The organism is Nonomuraea ceibae, from assembly GCF_019396325.1.
GTDB classification, from domain to species: domain Bacteria; phylum Actinomycetota; class Actinomycetes; order Streptosporangiales; family Streptosporangiaceae; genus Nonomuraea; species Nonomuraea ceibae.
In genome coordinates, this window is record NZ_JAHKRO010000078.1 from 28,829 (window position 1) to 45,948 (window position 17,120).

Annotated in this window: 15 protein-coding genes and 1 CRISPR repeat array; of the genes, 10 read left to right on the forward strand and 5 right to left on the reverse strand. The window is 66.0% G+C overall.

The window, feature by feature from the left end:
• Window positions 1–2: 2 nt before the first annotated feature.
• Window positions 3–266 carry a CRISPR-associated endonuclease Cas2 gene (gene cas2, locus KME80_RS34590; protein ID WP_219510920.1) on the forward strand — a complete coding sequence of 88 codons (264 nt, stop codon included), beginning with the start codon at window positions 3–5 and terminating at the stop codon, window positions 264–266.
• 103 nt (window positions 267–369) lie between these two features.
• Window positions 370–2,195: a CRISPR direct-repeat array (repeat unit 30 nt; unit sequence GTCGCTCATCACCCCTGGAGGGATCGCAAC).
• Between the two features lie 62 nt (window positions 2,196–2,257).
• On the opposite strand, the gene KME80_RS34595 is transcribed toward cas2, so the two are convergent.
• The gene (locus KME80_RS34595) at window positions 2,258–4,606 is read right to left on the reverse strand and encodes a hypothetical protein (RefSeq protein WP_219510921.1); all 2,349 of its coding nucleotides are present in this window, start codon (window positions 4,604–4,606) and stop codon (window positions 2,258–2,260) included.
• 435 nt (window positions 4,607–5,041) lie between these two features.
• On the opposite strand from KME80_RS34595, the gene KME80_RS34600 reads away from it, so the two are divergent.
• On the forward strand, window positions 5,042–5,314 hold the full coding sequence (locus tag KME80_RS34600) for a hypothetical protein (RefSeq protein WP_219510923.1): 273 nt from the start codon (window positions 5,042–5,044) through the stop codon (window positions 5,312–5,314).
• A 232-nt stretch (window positions 5,315–5,546) separates the two neighbouring features.
• On the opposite strand, the gene KME80_RS34605 is transcribed toward KME80_RS34600, so the two are convergent.
• From KME80_RS34605 to KME80_RS34615, 3 genes are read right to left on the reverse strand one after another with little or no spacing between them, the layout of a single operon-like run.
• Window positions 5,547–6,776, reverse strand: coding sequence for a cytochrome P450 (locus KME80_RS34605; protein WP_219510924.1), 1,230 nt, complete (start codon window positions 6,774–6,776; stop codon window positions 5,547–5,549).
• 43 nt (window positions 6,777–6,819) lie between these two features.
• Window positions 6,820–7,596, reverse strand: a complete 777-nt coding sequence (locus KME80_RS34610) for an SDR family NAD(P)-dependent oxidoreductase (protein ID WP_219510926.1) — start codon at window positions 7,594–7,596, stop codon at window positions 6,820–6,822.
• A 35-nt stretch (window positions 7,597–7,631) separates the two neighbouring features.
• Window positions 7,632–8,276, reverse strand: a complete 645-nt coding sequence (locus KME80_RS34615) for a hypothetical protein (RefSeq protein WP_219510928.1) — start codon at window positions 8,274–8,276, stop codon at window positions 7,632–7,634.
• 476 nt (window positions 8,277–8,752) lie between these two features.
• Here KME80_RS34615 and KME80_RS34620 point away from each other — a divergent pair, with 476 nt between their 5' ends.
• From KME80_RS34620 to KME80_RS34635, 4 genes are all read left to right on the forward strand, one after another.
• The gene (locus KME80_RS34620) at window positions 8,753–9,346 is read left to right on the forward strand and encodes a helix-turn-helix transcriptional regulator (protein WP_219510930.1); all 594 of its coding nucleotides are present in this window, start codon (window positions 8,753–8,755) and stop codon (window positions 9,344–9,346) included.
• A gap of 87 nt (window positions 9,347–9,433) precedes the next feature.
• Window positions 9,434–9,991: a hypothetical protein gene (locus tag KME80_RS34625; protein ID WP_219510932.1), complete on the forward strand. Its 558-nt coding sequence runs from the start codon at window positions 9,434–9,436 to the stop codon at window positions 9,989–9,991.
• Window positions 9,988–11,199: a DUF6545 domain-containing protein gene (locus KME80_RS34630; protein WP_219510933.1), complete on the forward strand. Its 1,212-nt coding sequence runs from the start codon at window positions 9,988–9,990 to the stop codon at window positions 11,197–11,199. The genes KME80_RS34625 and KME80_RS34630 overlap by 4 nt, the downstream gene beginning before the upstream one ends.
• 124 nt (window positions 11,200–11,323) lie before the next feature.
• The gene (locus KME80_RS34635) at window positions 11,324–11,938 is read left to right on the forward strand and encodes a hypothetical protein (RefSeq protein ID WP_219510935.1); all 615 of its coding nucleotides are present in this window, start codon (window positions 11,324–11,326) and stop codon (window positions 11,936–11,938) included.
• Between the two features lie 190 nt (window positions 11,939–12,128).
• On the opposite strand, the gene KME80_RS34640 is transcribed toward KME80_RS34635, so the two are convergent.
• The gene (locus tag KME80_RS34640; protein WP_308126046.1) at window positions 12,129–13,457 is read right to left on the reverse strand and encodes a cytochrome P450; all 1,329 of its coding nucleotides are present in this window, start codon (window positions 13,455–13,457) and stop codon (window positions 12,129–12,131) included.
• Between KME80_RS34640 and KME80_RS34645 the strand changes: the two genes are divergently transcribed.
• From KME80_RS34645 to KME80_RS34660, 4 genes are all read left to right on the forward strand, one after another.
• Complete coding sequence (locus tag KME80_RS34645) at window positions 13,456–13,995, forward strand: hypothetical protein (protein WP_219510938.1); 540 nt, start codon at window positions 13,456–13,458, stop codon at window positions 13,993–13,995. The two genes, KME80_RS34640 and KME80_RS34645, sit on opposite strands and share 2 nt — an antisense overlap.
• Window positions 13,988–14,245 carry a hypothetical protein gene (locus KME80_RS34650; RefSeq protein WP_219510940.1) on the forward strand — a complete coding sequence of 86 codons (258 nt, stop codon included), beginning with the start codon at window positions 13,988–13,990 and terminating at the stop codon, window positions 14,243–14,245. Before KME80_RS34645 ends, KME80_RS34650 begins: the two co-directional genes overlap by 8 nt.
• 582 nt (window positions 14,246–14,827) lie before the next feature.
• Window positions 14,828–16,072 (forward strand): NsdA family TPR-like regulatory protein, encoded by a 1,245-nt coding sequence (locus KME80_RS34655; RefSeq protein WP_219510942.1) that lies wholly within the window; start codon window positions 14,828–14,830, stop codon window positions 16,070–16,072.
• On the forward strand, window positions 16,065–16,994 hold the full coding sequence (locus KME80_RS34660; protein ID WP_219510943.1) for an aminoglycoside phosphotransferase family protein: 930 nt from the start codon (window positions 16,065–16,067) through the stop codon (window positions 16,992–16,994). The genes KME80_RS34655 and KME80_RS34660 overlap by 8 nt, the downstream gene beginning before the upstream one ends.
• Window positions 16,995–17,120 lie beyond the last annotated feature (126 nt).

Sequence of the window (17,120 nt, forward strand, 5' to 3'; positions counted from 1 at the left end):
TCGTGTTCGTCATACTCGTCTACGACACTCTTGCCGAACGCAATCCCGCAATTCTCAGGACCTGCCGGCAGTACTTGCACTGGGTTCAGCGGAGCGTCTTTCAAGGCGAACTTTCTACTGCGCAGCATCGGAAGCTGATGAGTGCGATCAAGGCTCAGATTGATCCGAGCTACGACAGTATCCTCGTGTACCGAACCCAAACGCCTCACAACATCCAGACCGACCTCATCGGCCAGGCCCTTGGCAACATCGACCCGGTCCTGTGAGTGCACCCCTCTGACCTGGGCTTCTGCACTACCGGCGGACTGCTGCAAAACACACCACCGAAGGGCGGCAGACGATGGCTCTGACGTGCAACTTTACCCTCGGGTCGCTCATCACCCCTGGAGGGATCGCAACCGCGACACCGGATCACTCCCCCGCCCGATCGCGAGTCGCTCATCACCCCTGGAGGGATCGCAACCTCCGGGTTGTCGGGGCCGTCCACCCGCTCGACCAGGTGTCGCTCATCACCCCTGGAGGGATCGCAACCGGCGACCAGTGCAGTGAGACGGCGATGTACGCCGCGGTCGCTCATCACCCCTGGAGGGATCGCAACCACCACGAGCTGCTGATGCTGGCGGCCGCCTACAGCGAGTCGCTCATCACCCCTGGAGGGATCGCAACGCGAGCGACCGGTGTCCGGCGGGCTGACCCGGATGGGTCGCTCATCACCCCTGGAGGGATCGCAACCCGACGGGAAGCTGCCGGCGGACGCGGGCGTGCACGTCGCTCATCACCCCTGGAGGGATCGCAACCTGATCAGTGTGAACGTCTCAGACATGGGTGACCGTCGCTCATCACCCCTGGAGGGATCGCAACACGCCCCGGGGCCGGCAGTGGCACGCCCAGCTCGGCGGTCGCTCATCACCCCTGGAGGGATCGCAACCCGAGGTGGAGGCCCCCTCCGTCGATCCGGAGCTCGGTCGCTCATCACCCCTGGAGGGATCGCAACTCCGCTCCTCGGCGAGCATCCTTGCGGTGATCGCCTGGGTCGCTCATCACCCCTGGAGGGATCGCAACCCGAACTGCCCGCCGACCAGCGCATCACCCTCACCGGTCGCTCATCACCCCTGGAGGGATCGCAACGCGACGCCACCCGCCAGACCATCACCCTCGACGACGCGTCGCTCATCACCCCTGGAGGGATCGCAACCGCGGCGCATCGCCACGGTGGAGTCATGGTCAGCGGTCGCTCATCACCCCTGGAGGGATCGCAACGGCACGCAGACGCTCTCCAGCCTGTTCGGGGTGGCGGTCGCTCATCACCCCTGGAGGGATCGCAACCCGCGCGGTGTGTTGTTGCGCATCACGAAGCCGGGTCGCTCATCACCCCTGGAGGGATCGCAACACGGCGACCCGGCCCAGACCGCGATCAGCTACTTGTCGCTCATCACCCCTGGAGGGATCGCAACCGATGGCGGTGGCGATGCGGGGGATGGCCTGTTCGGGTCGCTCATCACCCCTGGAGGGATCGCAACGGCACTGGCCGATGGCCCCGGCCTCCCACGTGACCGGCGTCGCTCATCACCCCTGGAGGGATCGCAACATGCAGGTCACGGCCACCGACCGGGCGGCCGGGTCCAGTCGCTCATCACCCCTGGAGGGATCGCAACGTCAGCGCGCGGGAGCCGGCCCGGGTGTGCATGTCGCTCATCACCCCTGGAGGGATCGCAACAGGCGACCGTGACGACGTGGACGCGCACCTGGTGGGTCGCTCATCACCCCTGGAGGGATCGCAACACGGCAAAGCCGTCTGGGCCCTGACGGTGCTGACCGGCGGTCGCTGGTCGCTCATCACCCCTGGAGGGATCGCAACAACGTCACTCCGCCCGGCTGGTAGGCGAGGACGGCCAGGTCGCTCATCACCCCTGGAGGGATCGCAACCGTGCGGGTTCAGCGCCGAGGGACGGCATCATCTCCGGGTCGCTCATCACCCCTGGAGGGATCGCAACCCCATCCCGCGTCCGGCTGGCTGAACATGGTCGCCGTGTCGCTCATCACCCCTGGAGGGATCGCAACTCCAGCAGCCGGTGCAGGTGGTGGCGGACGGCCTCGTCGCTCATCACCCCTGGAGGGATCGCAACTGATGACCTGCTCAGCGTGGCCCTTGCCCTGGAGCTGGGGTCGCTCATCACCCCTGGAGGGATCGCAACACCACCACGTACAGGGGGAAGGTCGTGTTGTCGCGTGCCCCCGGTCCTCGCAGGCACGATAGTTATCTTGGGATTTTGGCCCCTTCTCGCAGGCCAGAAAAAGATGATCTTGTAAGGCGTGTAGGCGGCGCTCCCCCAGCGGACTCGACCAGCGCGAGAGCTTCCGTTGGCGGGCTTTCACGGCCAGGAATCGCCAGCGGCCGGCCGCGGCGCGGTACGCCTGTGTCGCGTCTGGAGCGGTGAGGCCCGGGAACGGCCATGTCGTCCGGGGTGCTCGCACCGGTCGGTTCGTTCGCCTCGAATGCTTCTTCCGGCGCGCCTTCCAGACTGGGCGCAACAGGCCATGGCGGTTCGGGGCCGTCCGTCTTCGCTACAGCGACGGGCCGTTCGCGCTCGTAAGCCGGGTCGTTCCACATGTCGACGATCGCGTGCCAGTCTGCCCTCTCCTTTTCATACCGTTTACGTCGCTCGTCCCATTCCGCCTTGGCTCCGAGTTCGATGGCGACCTGGTCGAGGTCGGCGGAGCCGCGGACCCAGCCTCCGGGCTCGCGCACGGCCAGGTTGTATGCCGCCAGCGTGCGCAGCGCCTCAGCGCCGGCCGACCGGGAGACTCGAGCCAGGCGGGCGACCTGGGTCGCGCCGGTGGGTGCGGTCGTCAGCACGCCGAGCACGAGGGCTGCGATGGCTCCGAGTTCGTGCAGGGCGGGGTGGAGGATGTCGATGAAGCCGCCGCGCCACCGGATCCATCGGGCCTCTTCCTGGTAGCGGGTCGGGACGCGCAGGCGGTAGCGGTCAGCTGCCTTTCCCCGGCCTGCCTCCACCAGCACGATCAGCGGATCATGGGCTTCGCGCAGGCGTTTGAGGTGACGGGCGACGACGCTGTGGTCCGCGCCGACCAGCAGGGCCAAGGCCCGGCAGCCGAAGGCGGGGGTGGCCGAGCCGTCCATACGGGCGGCCACGGCCATCGCTCGCAGCAGGAGGCGGACCAGTGGTGCGGCCCGGCCCCAGCTCTCGAGCTGTTCACGGTCGTGCTCAGCGAGCCAGATACACGTCCTCCACTGGAGGATCTGCTGCCAAGCGTTCAGGACTCGGGTATCGGCTGCCGCGGGAGAGACGGTCTTGATTCCCCAGATGTTTCGGTCATGGACGCTAGGCGAATCTACATCGTAAAGGCGCTCGGTTTGAAGTCGATCCTGAGCTCCCGCCAACAGCCGGTCAGACGGCGACACAGAATCGGCAGCGAGAGGGGGCGCCGTGGATAGGTAGCTCTGGCTTGTGTGGTGCTTGCGGACATGCCTCGTCCAGGCGACTCCGCTGACTGCCTTGTGCCAGTCCCTCCGCAGCAGCTCGTCTTGCTGGTCAGGAGTTCGGGTGCCCTGGGCTCGGGAGTCGAGCAGGCGCGCCAGTCCGGCCCATTCGCCGGACCGTATGCGGGTGCGGATGTCGCTGAGGCGGTGTCCGCCGGCGGCCAGGTGGTTGAGCAGGCCGAGTCTCGGCTCGGAGGCAGAAGCGGCGCCTGTCGCCTTCCAGTCGCCGGCGAGGGCGAGCTGCTGGTAGGGCGGCTGTGGTGGGCGTGCGCCGCCGGTGCGCTGGAGCCAGGGGTGACCGTCGATGTCGAGTGGGATGTCGATGACGATGTCGCAGTCTGGGCAGGTGCGACCGGCCTCTCCAGCAGTGAGGGAGGGCATTGCTCCGGTCCTGGTGGCCGGGGCGTCGAGGAGGGCGAGCTCGGTGGTGAGCTCCTGTTGGAGAGCAGTCCAGACGTTTGCGCCGCACGGCCGGTGCAGGATGTGTTCGGCCTGTTCGATCGGCATCGTGAGCAGCACGAACCCGGTGAGGCGCCCGCGGTGGATCTTGTGCCGGGCGCCTGGGGGGCGGATCTGTCCGCCGCGGCTGAGCGGGTTGAGGTCCAGGCTCGGGAAGCGGTGCTTCAGGGCTCGGGCGAGGCGGAGCAGTTCGTCGTGGGGGAGAGGAGCCGACCAGCGGATGATGAGGTGGCGGCCGCCGCTGGGGGACAGGGTGTGGATGGCTCGGCCGCCGCATCGTGTGATGAGGTCGAGGACGCCTTGGGCGTGCTTGGCGACGAGGTCGGTTGCAGAGCTGTCTGGGTGGCCAGGGGTGCGGGCGACGTCGAAGTCGAGCCAGAGGACCTGGCTGGTGGCTTCGGGGGTGAACAGGTCGATGGTGGAAGGTTTGTCGGGCAGTTGTGGCCGGACGGGGGCGAGCGGTCGGGTGTGCTTGCCGCCGGGGAAGCTTTTGCCACCGTCGGGTGAGATGCGGATGCGTAGTTGCTGGGCCAGCAGGGGTACCAGTCGGGCGTAGGTCTCGGTCGCGTGGGCGGTCGCGGTCGCCCAGTCGGCTTCGGTGGCTGGGCGCAGCGGTACTGGCGACACGTCGACGAGTCCGGACATTGCCTGATAGGCGGTCCGGTGGGGTTCCGAGGACGCGCAGGTCCTCGGAAGGGTAGTCGAGCTGGGTCCAGAGCTGTCATTTGGGCGGCACTCGTCCAAATGAGGCAATGCTGGGCTCAGTCCAGGGCGGGGTTGTATGGTGGCTCCAGGCATGACAGCACCTGCTGGTGTGTCGGCTCCAACAAAGTGTCCTTGGACCCCGAATTGGTACGGCCCGTAGAACCAGCGGGTCAGCGGCGAGGTCTCACGTTTGTGGTTGGCGCCCGTATTGCGAGATCCTCGTTCAGTTGTGTGGTGTTAATGCGGCCGCCCCGGAGATTTCGGGGCGTTTCGCTTTTATGGGGTCTTCGTTGTCGCCTCCGTCCGAGGCGAGCTAGTGATCGACATCAGGCAGCTGTCTCGGTTGGGGCCTGCAGCGAATCGACGTTGGGCAGCATGTCTGGGATCACGTCGCTTCCTATAGCCCTGACCTGCGCGCAGGTGGATGAGAGGGGGCGTTGGACGAGTGCGCTCATCGATGAGACTGGCGAGCAGGACGTTGAAAGAGATGCCACGCTTCTTCGCCGGCGCGTGGGCGAAAATGAGCTCATGGTCGGCCAGCGGGATGGAGGTGTTGAAAACATGGTCCGGGTCGTTGGCCGCCTGCTCGAGGCATGTGGCCTTGCCGCCTCGATGACGTCTGCGGCTGCCGGACGCTTCTACGGCTGATGTCGCCGTGAGGCTAGATCTCGCCCTATGCGCGTCCCCGAGTGGAGTCACTTCCGGTCGGCGTGCCGAACTTCTCTCCCCCGCGTACGGAGTGATCATGCCTTCTGCGGTCGAGCTCGACGGCATGCAGATGGCGATGTCGTGCTGTTCGGGGCTCCGGGAGCCTGAGCCAGTGCGCCCCTCGGGGCCGATCGGCGCCATTGCTGTCCTGGATTGTGGCCGCATGTCGTGGTTAGCCAGAGCGGACGGGCAGAGTCATCGGCTGATGGGTCATCGCCTGGCTGGTCCAGGTGATCGACTCCAAGGGGATGCCCGGGCGTAGAGCCGGCGCCCAGGCGATGAGAGCGCACAGGGCTTCTTGGAGCATCATCCGTGCCATGGAGGCGCCCAGGCAGTAATGCGGGCCGTGGCCGAAGGCCAGATGGGGGAGGGCCTTGGTGCCGTGCGCGTAGCGGTGGATGTCGAAGCGGTACGGCTCGGGGAACGCGTGCGGGTCGAAGTTGCCCGCGCGGTAGTTGGGCAGCACGACGGTGCCTGCGGGGATGTGCGTGCCGGAAGGCAGTGTGAGGTCGGCGGCGACGAGACGCAGGAGCCCGTCGCTGCCGGGTCCCTCTGTTCTCAGGATCTCTTCCACTGCGGCTGGGATCAGGTCGCCGTCGTTGACGAGTTGCTGGTATTGCTCGGGGTGCAGCAGCAGCCGGTAGACGCCGCGCGAGATCATCATGGCGGTGGTTTCGTGGCCGGCGACGATGAGTGTGATCAAGACGTTCACGAGCTCGTTCTCGTTGAGCTGGTCGTCTTCGTCACGTGCCTGGATCAACAGGTCAACCAGGTCTTGGCCGGGCTGGTCGCGATGCGTCTCGATCAGGGTGGCGGCGTACTGGGTGAGCGACACGAAGGCCTCGAAGCGGGATTCGGCCGATGCGTTCGAGGAGGCCAGGAAGCTTGTGGTCCAGGTGTGGAAGTGTTGGCGGTCACCGGGTGGCACGCCGAGGATCTGGCAGATCACCTGGGAGGCCAGCGGCACCGCGAACTGGCTGACGAGGTCGACGACGGGTTCGGTGCAGTCGGCGAGGAGTTCGTCGGCGACGGCTCGGCAGGGTTCGCGCCAGCGTTCGGCCTGCTTGGCGGTGAAGGCTCCGCCGAGGATGGCGCGCTGCCGGCGGTGCTCCGCGCCGTCCAGGTTGAGGAGTACGTCCGGTACGTCGTCGACCGATGGGCCGGCTCCGACCATGCGGGGGCGGCCGGGGCCGGTGACCTGACGGCTGGTGTGGGGGCATGCCAGGACATTCTGAACGTCGGCGTAGGTCACCAGCATGGGCACCTTGTCGCCACTGGGCAGGCGGACGGGGGCCGCCGGTGCCTCGTGGTGGCGACGGGCGAGGTTGGCGGGCATGGTCCCGTGCGGGCCTGGGGTGAAGTCCGTGGGGACCGGGGTGTCGCGGGTGATCTCGGCAGTCATGGTGGCCTCCTGGGGGTGCAGGGGGTGGGAGTCGACTGGCTGGCTAGATACGCAGGCCGCCGCTGACGACGTAGTCAGCGCCGGTGATGCTCGCGGCGCGGGTGCTGAGGAGATAAACGGCGAGACTGGCAATCTCTTCAGCGGTGATCATGCGGCCGGTGGTCATGCCGAGCTGGCTGGGCAGTGACGCATGCAGGCCGTCGAGGCTGACGCCGTTGGCGGCGGCCACGCCTTCCCACATGTGGGTGGCGGTGGGGCCGGGGGAGATGGAGTTGCTGCGTACGCCGTAGGGGCCGTAGCGGGCAGCTAATCCTTTGCTTATGGCGATGAGCGCCGCTTTGGCCGCGCTGTAGATCAGCGGGCCGGCGCCGGGCATGTGGGCAGCAAGCCCGGCGATGTGCACCATGGCGCCGCGGCGTGCGATGAGTCTGGGGACGAGTAGTTCGGCGAGGCGCAACGCGGTGATGACGTTGAGGTCCAGGGTGGGCCGTGAATCCTGTAGGGCGTGCAGGAGGTCGTCGTGCAGGAGGTCGTCGTGCAGGAGGTCGTCGTGCAGGGAGGGGCCGCCGATGCAGTTGACCCAGAAGTCGACGTCTCCCAAATGCCGCTCAACGCGGTTGGTCAGCAGCGTGGCGCCGCCTGCGAGGGTCAGGTCGATGCGCACGGCATGGGCGCCGGTTTCGTCGAGTTCGTGGCTGCCGTTGCGGGACACGGCGACCACGTCGACGCCCTCCTGGCGCAGTTCGCGGACGACTGCCAGTCCGATGCCCCTGCTGGCGCCGGTGACGACGGCCCGCTTGCCGGTCAGGCCAAGGTCCATGGGTTTCCTCTTCGCCGGGAATGAGATGTGTCGGCTTAGAACACGACGGCATGCTGCAGTGCGTGTCGGTCGATGACGGTCGCTGTCGTGGCGATCTCCAGTGCGACGTGGCCTGGTGTGTCACCGGTGATCAGTCCCAGGACGGCCCACTCGACCATGGCGAGTTCTTCGGGGTGGTGCGCGAAGTGCGCGACGGGGTGGCTTCGGTAGAAGTCCAATCCGCTGGCCTGATGATCGGCTAGCGGCTCGGGCAGGACCTGGCGGTAGGCGTCGGCCAGGGCTGGCAGGTTCCACAGGGTGCTGAGGGGTTCGCAGCGGGACAATCGGACGGTGACGGCCGGCCCGAGCTCGCTGAGCGTGGTCGGTCCCTCCACGAGCTCCAGCGGGAAGTGGCACCGTTTGATCAGCTCGCGCAGGCCGGAAAGGTCTGGCGACGCCTGGCCCCTGCACAGGCTCGCCAGATCAGTGGAGGTCAGCACAGCTTCCGCGTGGGCCAGCGAGCCCTGCATGACGGCATGGATTGGCCAGGCGCGCCACTGGATGCCGGAGGGTAGAGCCCTGGTCAGGTTCTGGTGGATGTCGGAGTCCGGAGGCTCGGCGAAGATCCGGTTCCAGGGGCTGCACATGCCGATGGCCGGCATGGGTATCTCCTGCCACCTGGTGATGAGCTGGTCGGCCATCGTGGCAACGTAGGGGATGAGGCCGTACCGTTCACGGCCCTGATACAGGCGTCCCTGCGCGAACAGGGAGTCGTGAGGTCCCGGCCCCCCCTTGGTTCCGGGACCTCGGCCCGCATCCCCCGGGCGCCAGGCCGGGATGCGGGGGTCGCTGAGGCAGCGCCAGCCGGTGTCGCTGCTGGCGTCGGCGTTCTCACCTGGTGATGGAGGACGATTCGGCAAGCTCGGGCCCCTTCGTGTGCTGGTCAGGAACGATGGCGACCCCAGGGCTGCCCCGAGGTCGTCATGCTGGCGTCCACCTCAAATGGCGCATCGAAGCGCTCTCGACGATGGCAGAGCGCTTCGATGCGCTATTACGATCACCATATGTCCCGGTTAATGTCAACGGTCAATGTCGCCCCAGAGCGCACTTGTCGCATCGAAGCGACCTTCTGTAAGCTTGATCGCAGACATTACTTTTTGTCGAGGGAGACGTTTCCGTGTCCGACTCGCCCGACCATCCGCCGTCGCCGCACGAGCGGGCCGCGCATCTCCAGAGCTTGCTGGACGAGGTGGCTGACCTGTCGGCCTCTGGTCCTCTGCCGATATCTGAACGGCTCAACCTGTTGATGGTGTTCGTTCCCGATCCGCAGACAGGGGAGCAGCTGAAGCAACCTCAGCTGGCCGAGAAATCAGGGGTCGATCGTCGTAATCTCAACAAAATCGTGCGTGGCAAGGTTGCCGTGCCCACAACGCAGACACTGCTGGCGCTGGCCAACAGCTTCGCCGTGCCTATCACCTACTTCACCGATCCGGATGTAGGCACTGTGCTGCGCAACGAACTGCAGCAGTTGCACCGGGCCGTCGACGTCGGACAACGACTCGATGAGTTGGGAGTCGTGTCGGCGAACTTCCGGACCGCACCCACAACGGCCGCTCTCTTGCAGCGCGTGGTGGGCCTAGTGGAAAGCGACGGCGACCAAGACAACCTCGCGGCCGCGAATCTGAAAGCGGTGGAATCGCTGGTCACCGTGCTGGAGAACGCCAACGCCAGGCACGCCGAAAGCAGGCGGCCACAGCCGCGTCGCACGTGAGCCATGGCTGCTTTCGACGACGCCGATGCGGATCTACCGCGCTTGTCCCTATCCGTTAGTGAGCTACTTCAACTGAAGGAGCGCCAGGTGTCAGACCGGGTGGTGAGGCTCGACGACATCGTCAGGCTGCTCCCACGTCGTTTCGTGCCATCACGGGATATCGATGCGGTGTGCGAGAAGCTGAGCACAATCCGCGACCGGGAAGTGATTCCCGCACCCTTCGATTCACGCCAGCACCCGATGATTTCCTGCAGCGTCACCGGTTTTTGCGTGCGAACGCAAGAGCGCGACTACATCGGCTATCCCGTGGACGCGCCAGACCTGTACATCAAGGTCGTCTTCCTCCACGAGTTATGCCATTGGGCTCTCAATCACCGTGGTCAGCCAATGAGCCGTGCCCGTCTCATCCAAGCGGCAGCACCCACACTGCATCTGCTGGCTGGGGAGACCATTCAGGAGATCCTGGGCCGGACCGGCCTCGACGATGACGTGGAGCAGGAAGCTGAGAGCTTCGCCTATCGGGTGGCGGGACTTCCCCTGCTCGGCGTGAACCGCATTGACCCGGGCGTTCCTGAGGTACTTCGCAACATGCGCGGTGCATTTACCGATCCGTTCGGCACGCTCCGGCGCCGGCGACCCGCGTGACCCGCTCGGTAAGCGACGCGGCCGACATCGTCTTCATCGCGCTGATGTGGGTCATCGTGCTGGTGCGCGGCATCGCGATGCGCCACACCCAGGGACACCTGCTGATGTGGCTCGCCCTGACCTCCGGAATCACCAGTATCACCATCAACCAGACCCAACTGGCCGACCGGCTCACGGAATGGTCCGGCACGCCCGCGGTGGCCTTCACCTTGGATACTGTGCTCGCCTATGGCGCGGTCACGTGGGTGAACACGTTCTTTCTCGCCTCGGCCACCCCATCTGGCACCGCCACGTGGCGCCGCCGGCAATGGTACCCGTGGATGCTCACCATCCCCGCCTCACTCGCCCTGATCGTCCTTGCTTTCAGCAATCACCTGGACCTGTACGGCACCTACACGGCCGTGGGCGAGCATCGCGGGAGTCTCGCGCAGACGCTGATGGTCGTCATCTACGAGGCCACTCTGCTGGCGCATCTGTCGGTGATGGTCTGGCTGTTCGCCGTCTTGTCCCGTCGGGAAAGCAACATCGCGGTGCGCTGGGCTCTGGTCGCCGTGACGGTGACCTCGATCGGCGTGGCGAGCCGGCCGGTCTACACGCTGGTCACGATGGCCCTGCCTGAACCGCCCTGGATGTGGGACACCGATCTGGCGCTGCAGCTTCCGATGCCGTGGTACCTGCTGGGTTTCATCGCCGTCACGATCCTCGGTCTGGTCAGCGTCGCCCAGCAGCGCGCCACGCAGCGCCGCCTCGCCGCGCTCCAGCCGTTGCACGAAGCTCTGGACCAGGTGATTGTCCGGCGGCGCGCTCAGCTTCCGGACCTGGCCCCGGTGCAGGCACTCATCGCCCGCTACACCGAGATCGAGGACGGATTGCGTCACTTGCGCGATTACGGTTCCGTCGAAGCGCTCGAGCTGGCTCAGCAGTTTGTCCAGGCCCATCGCGTATCCGGCAAGAGGCGCCGTGAGGCGATCGCCACAGCGGCCTGGATCGTCTTGACCCTCAGACACCTGGAAGCGCAAACGCCGCTGAAGAAGAGTGAGGTGACTTTCCCCCATGTCGCCTCAGAAGGCGGCAACCGTGACATCGACCGGCTCGCCGACGTCTCGACCGCGTTCCAGCACCACCCTCTCGTCAAGGCCTTCGTCGACGCGTGCGAGGTACGCGAGGGCAAGCTCCACGTACGCGGCCTCGCGTCGGCCCACTCGTAGATCCTTCGGCCGAGGATCCGGCCACCCAACCGGGGGCATGGCCACAGGTCACCCCCGCTGTTCCGTTCCCTATCCTCCCTCGCCCACAGGGGCCGACTGCGCTGCGCCGCGATGGAAGGCAACGATGAAGCCGCACAGCCTTTTCCGGAGACTCGAACCGATTCCCCTGCCCATCTTCATCGCCATCGCGTTGCCCATCGTGGTGGGATGGCACGCGGCGAGCTTGGCCGGCGTGCTGTGGGGTCTCATTCCGGCAGCCTTCACCGGGCTGATCCCGCACCTGCTGAACCGCTGGGCCGCTCGGCACCATCCGGCGCCGTCCCTGGATGCGGGCAAGCCTTTGGTAGTCGTGGCAGGTTCGGCCGCCTCCCTGATAACCGGTTTGATCATCGTTGCCGCCTTCCCGGCACCGCGCGCGGTCGTCGCCTGCGCAGCTGGCCTCTTCGCAATCCTGATCGCCGTAGGTATCGCCTCTGTTTGGCCTCGCCCGGACGGGTGTCGCGGGTGGAACCTCTCGGTGCACGCCTCGAGCAGCGCCGGCGCGGCGGTCGTCTGCATGGCTGAGTTCGGCGTCGCGATAGGAACAGTGGCGGCAGTCCTGGCCGTGGCCGTGGCCGGTGCCCGGGTAGGCGTGTACGCGGCCACCGAAGGCGCCGACGGTCACACCGCCGCCCAGGCCGTCGCCGGCACCCTCGTCGGGGCAATCATGTGCGGGATGATCTACACCCTGCTCCGATGACGGGGAAGCTGGTGATCATAACGTCCAGAGCCATCACGATCGCTCACGAGAGCTGTCACCGCCCGGCTGTTCTGGCACGTGAACAACAAGCCGCGTGGACCCAGGACCGAGGCAGCAAATCCCCCCGCCTGCCTCGACAGCGCTGCCGGAAACCGCAGGCGCGCGAGTCTCGCCGAGCTCGGCTCCGTGCTCATCGTCGGGGCTCGGGCATCATGAGGAGCTGGTCCGGTCTGGGGACGACGCTCGGCTGCGCGGTCACCGTCCGCCCCGGGGCTGTCCGCAGGCGCCAGCGCGAGCAGAGCGTGGCTAGCACGACGATCATCTCGGTCCAGGCGAAGGCTTCGCCGATGCACTTGTGCGGGCCGGCACCGAAGGGCAGGAACGCCTTGCGCGGGATCCTGCTGGCCCGATCGGGCAGCCAGCGGTCCGGGTCAAAGCGGTCGTCGAAAAAGCGGTGGTCGCGGTGGATCAGATACGGGCTCAGCAGCACGTCGGAGCCCGGCGGCAGTACCGCGTCCCCGACGGGCACGGGGGTGACGGTGCTGCGCATAAGCAACAGCGCCGAGTACAGCCGGTTAGCCTCGGTGAGGACTTGGCCGATGTAGGGCAGGCGCGCCACGTCGGACACCTCGACAGGCCGTCCGTCGAGCACGGTGTCGAGCTCGGCGTGCACTCGCCGCTCGACCTCAGGCCGGCGGGCGATCTCGTACAGGCTCCAGGCCAGCACAGCGGCCGGAGTGTCAGTGCCAGCTAACATGATCGTGATGATCTCGTCGCGTACCTGACCATCGGTCAGACCTTCCCCGCTCTCGGCGTCCCGGCCGGCGCACAGGGCAGCCAGGAGATTGCGCCCGGCCGGCGACATGGCGTGATGCTGGTCAATGGCGGCCTCGATGACGTGGCGCAGCCGTCGCACTGCCAGGTCATAGCGCCGGTTCAGGGGCAATGGCAGGCGTTCGAACGCCTCAGGAAGGAAAGCTCGTAGGGCCACGCTACGTGTGACGACAGGCAGCGACCGGCCGACCTCGGCCACGACGGGGCCAGCCAGAGCGACCGAGAACAGTGCCTCGGCTGCTGCACTCACCGTCAGCCGATACAGCGCGCGGTCGATGCACACTGGCACGTTCGGCCGTAGCGACTCGGTCAGCCGCTGTGCCCCCCGCCTGATAATGGGGCCATACCCGGGGATCTGCCCGGGACGAAACGGGGGCTGCATCAGGCGCCGGCGCCGCAGATGTGCGGAGCCTTCCAATGTGGCAAGGCTGTCGCCGATGAGTGAGTCGAGTTGTCTGAACATGCGCCCCACCCCGAGCGTGTGCGCCTGGGCCGCCAGGAGGGTGTCGGCCGGCTCATACGCTGTGACGACGTACATGGGAGCCGAACCGAGATAGATGCGGACCAGTCCGCGATCCGCCGCGCGGCCCAGTGAAGCAATGAACGCCAAGGGGTTGCGCGCGAGCCCCATCAGATGGCCGATGAGAGGTAATCGGCCCGGTGCGGTTGGAATCGCCCCCATCATGAGCCCCCTGCCGTTGCCTGGTGATCACCCGATTGCAGACAACCTCAGCTATGACCATTTGTCCAGCGTCCCATTCGAGCTCGCGCGCTTCGGGGGTGTTGAGCACGACGCCCTGGACGCGGGGATGGCGGTCGTCCAGGTCCAGGATGTCGCGGGCGGCGGCGAGGGCACGCAGCCGGTGGCATACGTCCTCGATGCGATTGGCCTCGGATGGCAGGCCATGCAGATCCGCGCAGTTCGGCCACCACGGTCAGCACGTGTGCGGCTGAGCGACCTCACGACGCAGCGTAAGGCGTTCGCGGGCGACTATGCGCGGGGGCCGGTTCGGCGGGTGAAGTTCCGGCTTGCCGATCCGGCACCGGGCAACACACCGGGCAACACACCGGGCAGCACACCGGGCAGCACACCGGGCAGCACACCGGGCAACACACCGGGCAACACACCGGGCAACACACCGGGCAACACACCGGGCAGCACACCGGGCAACACACCGGGAGCCGGTGAGGGGCGGATGGGCGAGGGGGACAGTCATGAATGACGGGCAGGCGCGGCGGCTGGCTGAATTGCGGGCCGGCTATCCCCAGTGGGAGATCACCACGGAGTTGGCGTGGGGTGCTGCGGCGTGGCGACACCAAGCGCTGGACATAGAGGGAGTAGAGCGCGGGCTGGTCAACGTGCTGCTGGCGTGGGATGTGGAGGCGTTGGACGTGCGGCTGGCCCGTCAGGCGGCTGCGGAGGCAGGCGCCGCGCCCGCCCAAGGCAGCCATGAAGTGAGCTTCGGCGTGTAGAGACGCCGTGTGAGTCGCCCCGGCCTAGCGTGCCCGTCCGCTGGGCCGGGTGCTAGCTGCCCCCGGCCAGAGGGGTGGGATCGACCCGGACCGAACCACCGCCCTCGGTCTGGCGGTCTCCCGCCTGGTGCGGCCTACCGGGATGGGCGTGTCCCCCGTGACGCCTTGCCGGTGGGTTCTGGCCGGGGGCTTCGAGCGCGCCGGGGGCCGGTGCGGAGGTACTCGAGGAAGCTCTTCTGGAAGGCGTGGTGCCGGTCGTGCGATCGGTGATCATGCCATCCGCCCGCTGACGGGCCGTACCCGGGGTTGCCACGCGTAAGGCTCCGGGCTTCTGCATGGGTCAGGACCTCTATTCCTGATCAAGGCCCCGGAGCTCCCCGGTGTTCACGCACTGGGCCGGGGCCGCCTTAACATGCACGTAGATCACCATCAGCTTGCGGGCCGTAGGCATCTGCCTGCCTGCAGCCATGCAACCGCCAGATCTGGCTACGGTGGAAGATGTTGACCTGTTGTCCGTCGTGTAACAGGCAACAGCGGTCCACAAAAGCAGCGGTCAACAGCCATTCGAGACGTGGGCGCGCGATGACAACCTTTGGTGAGAAGACGCTGGCGTCTATGGTTGAATGCGACATTTCGTTGCGAGGGCTAACCAAGCTCACTCACTATGACGTGGGGTATCTGTCTCGGGTGGCTAATGACCTCAAGATCCCATCTCGGCCGCTGGCGGAGTGTCTGGAAAAGGCGTTGGGCGCGGACGGCGCGCTCCTTGATCTGGTGCCGGATCGTACGGCCGCACGGCGTCGTACGCGCACAGAGGCAGCTGGACGCCATGACGAGTTTCGAGCACCCGGTTCGGTGGAGCTGCGCATCCCGCCTGTGCAGGAGACTGATGTCACGGTCATCAGGGATATGCTACGTGCCTTGATCGCGAGCGATCGCCAGTTCGGCGGTAGTCATGCCCGCGCCTATGCGGCCGACTATCTGCACAACGTCATCCAGGCCCGTCTGCAGAACTCGACGCCCTCTCCCGTCCGGCGGGCGCTGTTCAGCGTCGCCACCGAGTTCGGCTTGCGTGTGGCTGCCATGCATCTGGACGCCGGCCACCCGGACATCTCCAAGAACTTGCTCGGCATGGCCTTCGCTATTGCGCAGGAGAGCGATGATGTGACGCTTGCAGCGTGGGTTTTGGCTCGCCGAGGCGAGCAGGAGATCTACGAGGCGATGCTTGCCCGTCATCGTGGAGGCAACCACGCCTTTCGGGCGCATCTCGATCAGGCCATCGCCTACACCAGCGGTGCAGCTGCCATGGCCGTCAACGCTCCGCCGATGGCGCGAGCCTTCATCCTCACCAAGCAGGCATTGAGCTCCTCCCTCAAGGGGGATCGTGCAGCAGCCCTGGATGCTCTGGGTGTGATCTCGGCTGCCTCTGAGCAGGCGGGTGGCCGAGATGAGCCGGAGTGGATGGAGGCGTACGACTGGGGGCACCTGCGGCATGAGGCGGCTCGGTGTTATTACCACCTGGGGATGGGTGATCAAGCCGTTCAAGCGGTCGAAGAGTCATTGCAGCTACGCCGCGATATACGCCCACATGCGTTCTCCCTCGGCGTTCAAATCATCGGACTCACCCAGGCGAAAAGCGTTGATATTGATCGGGCCTGCGCACTTGGTCATGAGCTGATCGGTGCGGCTGCGCAACTGGATTCTCGGCGTGTGAATATTCGGCTAGGTGAAGCGCTGACGGCTTTGTCGCCCTATCGAAGGGTATCCGCTGTGCGGGATGTTTTTGAGGCTGCTGGGTTCCAGCCGCAGGATGGTGGCCATGGCTGATGGCGACCTGTATGGGGAGATGAGGGCGATCCTCGATGAGGTTGGCGAGCGTCTTCGTATGCCGATGGTGCGTGCTGAACTACTACGTCTGCATAGCAATGCTCTTTTCGTGCTTCCTAGTAAGGGTCTTCTGGTCCGTATTGCGACCAATCCAGATGCGTTGAACCAAATCGCGTCATCCGTGGGAGTGACGCGTTGGCTTGCGGAACTGGGCTTTCCGTGTGTGGTCCCGGCTGAGGTCAACGGCCAGCCGTTCGTGATTCGCGGACGCGTCGTGTCCTTCTGGCGTTATGTGGACGTAGTGGCCACACCGGCTCCAAGTATGGGGGACCTGGGTGAGATCTTGTGCCGCCTTCATTTGCAGCCGGCTCCGGTGGGTGTCGATCAGTTCGTGGATCCGTTGGGCAGTGTCGCTCTGGCCATTGAGACCGTTCGCGAGGGGGTGTCCCCAATGCACCGTGACTGGCTTAGGAACCGGATTGCCGAGCTGCGCCTGGCATGGAAGGAGGTGGCATTCCCGCACCCGCTCGGCCTGATTCATGGCGACGCGCATCCGAACAACCTGATGCGGGAGTCCTCAGGCAGGGTGGTCTTGGGAGATTGGGATCATGTCGCGGTTGGGCCGCGTGAATGGGATCTCATGCAGATCCACTACATGCACAGGCGGTTCAGCCGCGTGTCCAGAGATCAACTCGACGAGTTCACGGATGCCTACGGCTGGGATATCCGTGATTGGCCCGGCCTGAATCTCCTGATCGCCGTCCGCGAACTTAACGGCCTCAGCCCCTATATCCGTACAGCAGGGGCAAAGGAATTCTCCCGGACGGAGTTGGCTCGCCGGCTGGACTCGCTGCGAGAAGGTGACACAACAGTTCGGTGGTCGTCTCCTCCCGCTGAGGGCTTAGAGCGCCTAACAGAATGATCGTTGTTGTGCTTTGATCTCTCGCTGTAGCCGAGCGAGAGGAGCACGGTGGCCAGGCTGAAGCCGTGGGAGGTCAGCGACGAACTGTGGGCGGTGATCGAACCGCTTGTGCCGCAACGTCAGCGC

What these genes read in the sequence shown, in the direction of transcription:
- KME80_RS34605 (WP_219510924.1), bottom strand. Translation starts at nt 6,776, where the DNA reads ATGACTGCCGAGATCACCCGCGACACCCCGGTCCCCACGGACTTCACC.
- KME80_RS34660 (WP_219510943.1), top strand. Translation starts at nt 16,065, where the DNA reads ATGGCTGATGGCGACCTGTATGGGGAGATGAGGGCGATCCTCGATGAG.
- KME80_RS34655 (WP_219510942.1), top strand. Translation starts at nt 14,828, where the DNA reads ATGACAACCTTTGGTGAGAAGACGCTGGCGTCTATGGTTGAATGCGAC.
- KME80_RS34645 (WP_219510938.1), top strand. Translation starts at nt 13,456, where the DNA reads ATGAGCCCCCTGCCGTTGCCTGGTGATCACCCGATTGCAGACAACCTC.
- KME80_RS34635 (WP_219510935.1), top strand. Translation starts at nt 11,324, where the DNA reads ATGAAGCCGCACAGCCTTTTCCGGAGACTCGAACCGATTCCCCTGCCC.
- KME80_RS34610 (WP_219510926.1), bottom strand. Translation starts at nt 7,596, where the DNA reads ATGGACCTTGGCCTGACCGGCAAGCGGGCCGTCGTCACCGGCGCCAGC.
- KME80_RS34595 (WP_219510921.1), bottom strand. Translation starts at nt 4,606, where the DNA reads ATGTCCGGACTCGTCGACGTGTCGCCAGTACCGCTGCGCCCAGCCACC.
- KME80_RS34640 (WP_308126046.1), bottom strand. Translation starts at nt 13,457, where the DNA reads ATGATGGGGGCGATTCCAACCGCACCGGGCCGATTACCTCTCATCGGC.
- KME80_RS34650 (WP_219510940.1), top strand. Translation starts at nt 13,988, where the DNA reads ATGAATGACGGGCAGGCGCGGCGGCTGGCTGAATTGCGGGCCGGCTAT.
- KME80_RS34615 (WP_219510928.1), bottom strand. Translation starts at nt 8,276, where the DNA reads ATGGCCGACCAGCTCATCACCAGGTGGCAGGAGATACCCATGCCGGCC.
- KME80_RS34600 (WP_219510923.1), top strand. Translation starts at nt 5,042, where the DNA reads ATGTCTGGGATCACGTCGCTTCCTATAGCCCTGACCTGCGCGCAGGTG.